At 70.7% G+C, this 8491-nt stretch carries 8 protein-coding genes and 1 riboswitch; of the genes, 7 read left to right on the top strand and 1 reads right to left on the bottom strand.

Annotated features, from left to right (window positions below; genetic code table 11):
* The first annotated feature begins 70 nt into the window (after positions 1–70).
* The 6 genes from shc (at position 71) to ACFWM7_RS31060 (ending at position 6057) form a co-directional block, all read left to right on the top strand.
* Positions 71–2080, top strand: coding sequence for a squalene--hopene cyclase (shc, locus tag ACFWM7_RS31085; RefSeq protein WP_383266956.1), 2010 nt, complete (start codon positions 71–73; stop codon positions 2078–2080).
* Complete coding sequence (locus tag ACFWM7_RS31080) at positions 2080–2727, top strand: 1-hydroxy-2-methyl-2-butenyl 4-diphosphate reductase (protein ID WP_383266954.1); 648 nt, start codon at positions 2080–2082, stop codon at positions 2725–2727. The genes shc and ACFWM7_RS31080 overlap by 1 nt, the downstream gene beginning before the upstream one ends.
* A 5-nt stretch (positions 2728–2732) precedes the next feature.
* A complete protein-coding gene (hpnH, locus tag ACFWM7_RS31075) occupies positions 2733–3752 on the top strand; it encodes an adenosyl-hopene transferase HpnH (RefSeq protein ID WP_383266952.1) in 1020 nt (339 codons plus the stop codon).
* Positions 3749–5146, top strand: a complete 1398-nt coding sequence (locus ACFWM7_RS31070) for an aspartate aminotransferase family protein (RefSeq protein WP_383266949.1) — start codon at positions 3749–3751, stop codon at positions 5144–5146. Before hpnH ends, ACFWM7_RS31070 begins: the two co-directional genes overlap by 4 nt.
* 63 nt (positions 5147–5209) lie before the next feature.
* Positions 5210–5818: a helix-turn-helix domain-containing protein gene (locus ACFWM7_RS31065; protein ID WP_383266946.1), complete on the top strand. Its 609-nt coding sequence runs from the start codon at positions 5210–5212 to the stop codon at positions 5816–5818.
* A 65-nt stretch (positions 5819–5883) separates the two neighbouring features.
* Positions 5884–6057, top strand: coding sequence for a DUF6126 family protein (locus ACFWM7_RS31060; RefSeq protein ID WP_383266943.1), 174 nt, complete (start codon positions 5884–5886; stop codon positions 6055–6057).
* Positions 6058–6090: 33 nt separating this feature from the next.
* Here the strand turns inward: ACFWM7_RS31060 and ACFWM7_RS31055 are convergent, their stop codons facing one another.
* Positions 6091–6903: a tyrosine-protein phosphatase gene (locus ACFWM7_RS31055; RefSeq protein WP_383266941.1), complete on the bottom strand. Its 813-nt coding sequence runs from the start codon at positions 6901–6903 to the stop codon at positions 6091–6093.
* Between the two features lie 444 nt (positions 6904–7347).
* Positions 7348–7508, top strand: a riboswitch (cyclic di-AMP (ydaO/yuaA leader).
* A gap of 3 nt (positions 7509–7511) precedes the next feature.
* Here ACFWM7_RS31055 and ACFWM7_RS31050 point away from each other — a divergent pair.
* Positions 7512–8468 (top strand): peptidoglycan DD-metalloendopeptidase family protein, encoded by a 957-nt coding sequence (locus tag ACFWM7_RS31050; RefSeq protein ID WP_383266938.1) that lies wholly within the window; start codon positions 7512–7514, stop codon positions 8466–8468.
* Positions 8469–8491: the final 23 nt, after the last annotated feature.

The following is an 8491-nucleotide window of genomic DNA, read 5'->3' as shown; positions in this document are numbered from 1 at the left end:
CCCCTCATGGGGCGTCGGCCGACGGAGACCCCAGCACAGCAGAGAACCGACTGCACGTAAGGGGAAGCTCATGACAGCGACGACCGACGGATCGACCGGGGCCGCGAGAACCACCGGGGCTCCCGCCGCCGTTCCGACCTACACGACCGACACGAGAACAGCCGCCGACGATGTCACCGACATCGCGCGGCAGGCCGCGGAACGCTCCGTGGAGCACCTCCTCGGCAGGCAGGACGAGCAGGGCTGGTGGAAGGGCGACCTCGCCACCAACGTCACGATGGACGCCGAAGACCTGCTCCTGCGCCAGTTCCTTGGTATCCAGGACCCCGAGACCACCCGGGCCGCCGCCCTCTTCATCCGCGGCGAACAGCTCGGCGACGGCACCTGGAACACCTTCTACGGCGGACCCGGCGACCTCTCCGCCACCATCGAGGCGTACGTCGCCCTGCGGCTGGCCGGGGACCGCCCCGACGAACCGCACATGGCCCGCGCCTCCGGCTGGATTCGGGAGCAGGGCGGCATCGCGGCCGCCCGCGTCTTCACCCGCATCTGGCTGGCCCTGTTCGGCTGGTGGAAGTGGGACGACCTCCCCGAACTGCCGCCCGAGCTGATGTTCTTCCCCAAGTGGGTGCCGCTCAACATCTACGACTTCGGCTGCTGGGCCCGGCAGACCATCGTGCCGCTCACTATCGTCTCCGCGAAGCGCCCGGTGCGGCCCGCGCCCTTCCCGCTGGACGAGCTGCACACCGACCCGGGCCACCCCAATCCGGCCAGAAAGCTTGCCCCGCCCGCCAGTTGGGACGGACTCTTCCAGCGCCTCGACAAAGGGCTGCACCTCTACCACAAGGTCGCCCCGCGCCTGCTGCGCCGTATCGCGATGAACGTGGCCGCCCGGTGGATCATCGAGCGACAGGAGAACGACGGCTGCTGGGGCGGGATCCAGCCGCCCGCCGTCTACTCCGTCATCGCCCTGCACCTCCTCGGCTACGACCTCGACCACCCGGTGATGAAGGCCGGCCTGGCCTCCCTCGACCGGTTCGCCGTCCACCGCGAGGACGGCGCCCGCATGATCGAGGCCTGCCAGTCGCCCGTCTGGGACACCTGCCTGGCCACCATCGCCCTGGCCGACGCCGGACTCAGACCCGACCACCCCGCCCTGGTGAAGGCCGCCGACTGGATGCTGGCCGAGGAGATCACCAGACCCGGTGACTGGTCGGTGCGCAAACCCGAACTGCCCCCGGGAGGCTGGGCGTTCGAGTTCCACAACGACAACTACCCGGACATCGACGACACCGCCGAAGTCGTCCTGGCGCTGCGCCGGGTGCGCCACCCCGACCCCGCCCGGCTGGAAGCCGCCATCGCCCGCGGGGTCCGCTGGAACCTCGGGATGCAGTCCCGCAACGGAGCCTGGGGCGCGTTCGACGCCGACAACACCAGCCCCTTCCCCAACCGGCTGCCCTTCTGCGACTTCGGCGAGGTGATCGACCCGCCCTCGGCCGACGTCACCGGCCACGTCGTGGAGATGCTCGCTGTCGAGGGCCTCGCGAACCACCCCCGTACCCGTGAGGGCATCGAGTGGCTGCTCGCCGAACAGGAGGCGTGCGGCGCCTGGTTCGGCCGCTGGGGCGTCAACTACGTCTACGGCACCGGGTCCGTGGTCCCCGCCCTGATCGCCGCCGGACTGCCCGCCGGACACCCCGCGATCCGCCGGGCCGTCACCTGGCTGGAGTCCGTCCAGAACGACGACGGCGGCTGGGGCGAGGACCTCCGCTCCTACCAGGAGGAGAAGTGGATCGGGCACGGTGAGTCCACCGCCTCCCAGACCGCCTGGGCGCTGCTCGCCCTCCTCGCCGCGGGCCGCCGCGACACCCGCGCGGTCGCCCGGGGCGTCACCTGGCTGACCGAGGCGCAGCAGGCCGACGGCTCCTGGGACGAGCCGTATTTCACCGGCACCGGCTTCCCCTGGGACTTCTCGATCAACTACCACCTCTACCGCCAGGTCTTCCCCCTCACCGCACTCGGGCGCTATGTGCACGGCGACCCGTTCGCGGACCGCCCGGGCGCCGCCGAGGGGGCCTGATGGGCGATCCGCGGGGACCCGGGAGCCCCGTGACGCCGCTGCTGGTCGCCTGCGCCCTCGGCATCGAGCAGGTGGCCCTGCGCAGCGGCAGGAGCGCCCCGGGCCCGGTCCGGGTACTGCGCACCGGCATGGGCCCCCGGGCGGCGGAGGCGGCCGTGGCGCGCCTCCTGGGCCCCGGCGGCGTCCCCGACGCCGCCGTGATCGCCTCCGGCTTCTGCGCCGGACTCGCCCCGGGGATGCACCCCGGGGACCTCGTCGTCGCCGAGGAGACCCGGGACGCGGACGGCGCCACCCCCTGCACCGGCACTGGCGTCCTGGTCGCCGCCCTCTCCCGGGCCGTCCCCGGCCGCAGGATCCACACCGGCCCGCTGACCGGCTCCGACCACGTCGTACGAGGGCTCGAGCGGGCCGCGCTGCGGGCGGGCGGGGCCATCGCGGTCGACATGGAGTCCGCCGCGACCCTGCGTACCGCCCTGTGTCACGGACCGCGCCCGGTTGCGGCCGTCCGGGTGGTCGTGGACGCTCCAGAGCATGAGCTCGTCCGTATCGGTACGGTCCGCGGTGGAATATCAGCGTTCCGCGTACTTCGTGCCGTCCTTCCGGCTTTCTATGAATGGCACCGATCTTTACTGCTCCCCAGGAGGTGAGCTAGATGGCCATGCCGCTCCGCCAGACCATCAAGGTTGCGACGTATCTCTTCGAACAGAAGCTCCGCAAGCGTGAGAAGTTCCCGCTGATCGTCGAGCTGGAGCCGTTGTTCGCCTGCAACCTCGCCTGCGAGGGATGCGGCAAGATCCAGCACCCGGCCGGTGTCCTGAAGCAGCGCATGCCGGTCGCCCAGGCGGTGGGCGCGGTGCTCGAATCCGGTGCCCCCATGGTGTCCATCGCCGGTGGCGAGCCGCTGATGCATCCGCAGATCGACGAGATCGTGCGTCAGCTCGTCGCACGGAAGAAGTACGTCTTCCTCTGCACCAACGCGATGCTGATGCGGAAGAAGCTCGACAAGTTCACCCCGTCCCCGTACTTCGCCTTCGCCGTGCACATCGACGGACTGCGCGAGCGGCACGACGAGTCGGTCGCCAAGGAAGGCGTCTTCGACGAGGCCGTGGCCGCGATGAAGGAGGCCAAGGAGCGCGGCTTCCGCGTCACCACCAACTCCACCTTCTTCAACACCGACACCCCGCAGACGATCATCGAGGTCCTCAACTACCTCAACGACGACCTGCACGTCGACGAGATGATGATCTCGCCCGCCTACGCCTACGAGAAGGCCCCCGACCAGGAGCACTTCCTCGGCGTCGAGCAGACCCGCGAACTGTTCAAGAAGGCGTTCGCGGGCGGCAACCGGGCCCGCTGGCGGCTCAACCACTCCCCGCTCTTCCTGGACTTCCTGGAAGGCAAGGCGGACTTCCCGTGCACCGCCTGGGCGATCCCGAACTACTCCCTCTTCGGCTGGCAGCGCCCCTGCTACCTGATGAGCGACGGCTACGTACCGACGTACCGTCAGCTCATCGAGGAGACCGACTGGGAGAAGTACGGCCGGGGCAAGGACCCGCGCTGCGCCAACTGCATGGCGCACTGCGGCTACGAACCCACCGCCGTGCTCGCCACCATGGGATCGCTCAAGGAGTCCCTGCGCGCGGCACGGGAGAGCGTGGGCGGCAACCGGTGACGGACGGCGGGCCGGGCGGTTTCGACCTCGGGCGGCTCCTGGCCGAGCGCGGGGCCGAGCGGTACGAGCTGCATGCGCGCCACCTGAACCATCAGTTGCCGCGCATGCTGCACACCATCGGCTTCGACAAGGTCTACGAGCGGGCCGAGGGCGCGTACTTCTGGGACGCGGAGGGCAACGACTACCTCGACATGCTCGCCGGGTTCGGCGTCATGGGGATCGGCCGGCACCACCCGGTCGTCCGCAAGGCCCTCCACGACGTGCTCGACGCCCAGCTCGCCGACCTCACCCGCTTCGACTGCCAGCCGCTGCCCGGACTGCTCGCCGAGAAGCTGCTGACCCACAGCCCGCACCTGGACCGCGTCTTCTTCGGGAACAGCGGTACGGAAGCGGTGGAGACGGCACTGAAATTCGCCCGGTACGCCACCGGGAAGCCTCGGGTCCTCTACTGCGACCACGCCTTCCACGGGCTCACCACGGGCTCGCTGTCCGTCAACGGGGAGAGCGGCTTCCGCGACGGCTTCGCCCCGCTGCTCCCCGACACGGCCGTCCCGCTCGGCGACCTGGACGCGCTGCGCCGCGAACTGAAGCGGGGCGACGTCGCCGCCCTGGTCGTCGAACCGATCCAGGGCAAGGGCGTGCACGCCGCGCCGCCGGGCTACCTGCGCGAGGCGCAGGAGCTGCTGCACCGGCACAAGGCGCTCCTGATCGCTGACGAGGTCCAGACGGGCCTGGGCCGAACCGGGGACTTCTACGCCTACCAGCACGAGGAAGGCGTGGAACCCGATCTGGTCTGCGTGGCCAAGGCGCTTTCCGGCGGCTATGTGCCCGTCGGCGCGACCCTCGGCAAGGACTGGATCTTCCGCAAGGTCTACTCCTCGATGGACCGGGTCCTCGTCCACTCCGCGAGCTTCGGTTCCAACGCCCAGGCGATGGCGGCCGGGCTCGCCGTCCTGACGGTGATGGAGGACGAGGAGACCGTCGCGAACGCCCGGCGCACCGGCGACCTGCTGCGCGAGCGGCTGGCCGCCCTGGTGGACCGCTACGAACTGCTCCACGAGGTGCGCGGCCGCGGGCTGATGATCGGCATCGAGTTCGGCCGGCCCTCGTCGCTGAAACTCCGCAGCCGCTGGACCATGCTCCAGGCGGCCCGCAAGGGACTCTTCGCCCAGATGGTCGTGGTGCCGCTGCTTCAGAAGCACCGCATCCTCACCCAGGTCTCCGGCGACCACCTGGAAGTGATCAAGCTGATCCCGCCCCTGGTCATCGGGGACGCGGAGGTGGACCGCTTCGTGACGGCGTTCACCGCCGTCATGGAGGACGCGCACAGCGGCGGCGGCCTGATGTGGGACTTCGGCCGGACGCTGGTCAAGCAGGCCGTGGCCAACCGCTGAGTCGGCGTTTGCCTCTGAGGCAAGTTATTTGCCTCAGAGGAAAGGTCCTGGCCCAATAGAGGCATGAACCCCTCGGACGAAGGGGCGCCGGACGAGCTCCCCGGCGTCGCACCCCGACTGCGCGATCTGCGCCGTGCCCGCGCCCTCACCCTGGAGACCGCCGCGCAGCGGGCCGGACTCTCCCCGGCCCACCTCTCCCGGCTGGAGACCGGACGCAGGCAGCCCTCGCTGCCCATGCTGCTGGGCCTCGCCCGTATCTACGGTACGACGGTCTCCGAGCTGCTCGGCGAGCAGCCGCCCGAACGGGACGCGATCGTGCGCGGCGGCGGCTTCGAGGGGGCGGAGGCCGACGGCTGGATGTACCGGCAGGCGGGCGGCTCCGGCCGCGCGATGCAGGCGCTGCGGGTGCGCGTCCCGTACGGCGCCCAGGGCGACCTGGTCCGGGTCCACCCCGGCGAGGAATGGCTGTACGTCCTGGAGGGCCGGCTGCGGGTCGGGCTCGGCGACACCGTCCACGACCTCGAACCCGGCGACAGCGCCCACTTCGACTCGCTCACCCCGCACCGGATCGCGGCCGTCGACCGTTGCGGAGCGGAGCTGCTGTTCGTCCACTCCCTGTTGCAGAGTCCCGCCGCCGAGCTCTGCCTCGGCAACGGCCTCCACGCGCGCTGACCGGCCGTCCCCCGCCCGCAGCATCCTTCGCTTCACCGGCCGGGAGGCCGGCAGAGAGGACCGTCATGTCCGATTCCGAACACTATGACCCGCTGGGCCCCGGGCACCGCCCGAACGAGGACCCGCAGGAGAAGCGGATGCCACGCGGTGTCGTCATCCGGCTCTTCGCCTACCTGGTGGCGGGCCACGTCATCGCGGCCTTCCTCTATCTGCTCTTCGTGGTGGCCGGGAGCAAGTGACGGCCTGCCCGGCGTGGCCCTCCGCCCGCGGGGTCAGCTCTCGTCGAGCAGCCGCTCGCGCAGCCGCTGCCGGGTCTCGGGGGAGACCTTCAGCCCTTCGGACAGATAGCGGTCCGTCGTTCCCCAGTTCTCCTCGATGGTCGCGAAGGCCGCCGCCAGGTAGGCGGGCCGCGCCCCGAAGAGCGGGTCCAGCAGCTCCATCACCTCGGGCGACATGCCGGCCCGGGACGTGTCGGTGCGCTTCACCTTGTACCGGCGGTGGAGGTCGTTGGACTTGAGGTAGTCCTCCTCGATCGCCTCCGGCCGGACGTCGACGGCCAGCAGGGCGACCGCGATCGACAGGCCGGCCCGGTCCTTGCCCGCCGCGCAGTGCATCAGCGCCGGGACGCTGTCCTCGGCCAGGGCATGCAGGACCCGGCTGTGCTCGGCGGTGCGGTCCTCGATCGTCGCGCGGTACATCCGGATCATGCGGTCGACGCCCTTGCCGTCCGCGAGGACCGAGCGCAGCTGCTCGATGTTCCCGTCGCCCACCAGTCGCCAGAACTCCGCGCCGTCGGCCGGGTCCGAGAGCGGAATGCTGACATTGCGGACACCGGCCAGCTCGATGTCGTACCCGTCGAGCCGGTGGTCGGCGGAGTGGCGGAAGTCGAAGATCGTGTGCAGTCCGAGACCGCCGAGGAAGGCCGCGTCCTCGGCGGTGGCGTGCGCCAGGTGGCCGCTGCGGTAGAGCCGGCCGAAGGCGGTGCGCCGCCCGTCCGTGGTGGGGAGCCCGCCCACGTCGCGGAAGTTGCGGACTCCGGTCAGCGCGGTCTCTGTCGGCGGGACCTGCGGCACCTGCTGCGTCACGGTGGCTCCTGGGATCTCTGGCGTCGGCGCGGCTCGCCGGCGAGGGCGCTCCCGTGACGATACGACATCGATTCGGCGGAAAATCATCACGGTTGCCTCCCCGGTGCGGAGCGCCGGGCGGGCCGGCCTGACCCGGCGTCAGAGGTGTCGTCCGCGGCGTGTCCGTATTGGTGCATTTCGCAGAACATGCCCCGCTAATGGGGGAGATGAGATTTCGGAGGTGAGCGGGATCATATCCGTGACGGTCCGTGGTGAACGCGCCCCTAGCCATTCCCGTTCTCCGCACGGAAATCCAAGATCCGTAATCCACGGAGTGTGACCGGAAATCCGGAGCGATATCGAATCGATGATTCCGGCGCGCAACCGATGGCTTGTTCCGCCCGTCCTGACCGGTTTACGGTCACCGTCAATCCGGACGGATCGCCTAATCCTGCCGCCGCCCGGAATTCGCACCCACCCACTCACGTGTGGCAGGAGCGGGGGAACCAGGTAAGCCGCCGGTCCGGAGTGATCCGGGCCGGCTAGGGGTGAGGTCGCCGCAACGCGACCGGGCATCTCCAGCCCGAACCCGACAGCTCACCTCGCAGGCGCCGGAGAGGAACTTCCCCATGCCCGCAAAGGGTAAGCACCGTCGTCCCAAGTCCGGCCCGATCTCCCGCGGCGTCCTCGCCGCAGGCACCGGCGGCGCCGCACTCGCCCTCCCGCTCATCGGCGCCACCGCCGCGAACGCCGCGGACCAGGCCGCCCCGGCCGCGAAGCCCGCCGCCGCCTCGGTCGCCGCCGCGCACACCGCTCCGGCAGCCGCCCCCGCCGCGTCGAAGGCCGCCCCGAAGACGTACGCCGTCGTCTCCGGCGACTACCTCTCGAAGATCGCCGCCGAGCACCAGCTCAAGGGCGGGTGGGAGAAGCTCTACCAGGACAACCGCTCCACCGTCGGCGACGACCCCGGCTTGATCCACCCGGGCATGAAGCTGACGCTCGGCGCCAAGGGCTCCGCCCCGGCCGAGAAGTCCGCCGCCCCCAAGGCCGCCCCGAAGAAGGCCGAACCGGCCCCGAAGGCCGCGCCGAAGGAGGCCCCGAAGGGCGACACGATCTCCGCCGACGACTCCGAGGGCTCCGGCAACTCGGCGCAGACCGGCTCCTCCGAGGCCACCGGCTCCGGCTGGTCCGCCCCGCTGGCCAACGCCAACGTCACCACCCAGTACCGCGCTTCCGGCGCCAGCTGGTCCAGCGGCTACCACACCGGCTCGGACTTCCAGGCCGCCTCCGGCACCCCCGTCCTGGCCATCGGCCCGGGCACCGTGGTCTCGGCCGGCAACAGCGGCTCGTACGGCAACGAGGTCGTCATCCAGCACGAGGACGGCATGTACTCCCAGTACGCCCACCAGTCCTCGCTGAACGTCTCGGTCGGCCAGACCGTCACCGGCGGCCAGCAGATCGGCCTCTCCGGCTCCACCGGCAACTCCACCGGCCCGCACCTGCACTTCGAGGTCCGCACCGGCCCGAGCTACGGCTCGGACGTCGACCCGATCGCCTACCTGCGTCAGCACGGCGTCTCCCTCTGACCGAGCGGCGACGAGAAGTATCC

It is taken from the genome of Streptomyces sp. NPDC058375 (assembly GCF_042723425.1).
Classification (GTDB): Bacteria; Actinomycetota; Actinomycetes; order Streptomycetales; family Streptomycetaceae; genus Streptomyces; species Streptomyces durocortorensis.
Note: the sequence above shows the minus strand (reverse complement) of the source record. Positions and strands in the feature narration are given on the sequence as shown.

Coding starts and splice junctions, on each gene's coding strand:
- shc (WP_383266956.1), top strand. CDS start 71: ATGACAGCGACGACCGACGGATCGACCGGGGCCGCGAGAACCACCGGG.
- ACFWM7_RS31080 (WP_383266954.1), top strand. CDS start 2,080: ATGGGCGATCCGCGGGGACCCGGGAGCCCCGTGACGCCGCTGCTGGTC.
- hpnH (WP_383266952.1), top strand. CDS start 2,733: ATGGCCATGCCGCTCCGCCAGACCATCAAGGTTGCGACGTATCTCTTC.
- ACFWM7_RS31065 (WP_383266946.1), top strand. CDS start 5,210: ATGAACCCCTCGGACGAAGGGGCGCCGGACGAGCTCCCCGGCGTCGCA.
- ACFWM7_RS31060 (WP_383266943.1), top strand. CDS start 5,884: ATGTCCGATTCCGAACACTATGACCCGCTGGGCCCCGGGCACCGCCCG.
- ACFWM7_RS31050 (WP_383266938.1), top strand. CDS start 7,512: ATGCCCGCAAAGGGTAAGCACCGTCGTCCCAAGTCCGGCCCGATCTCC.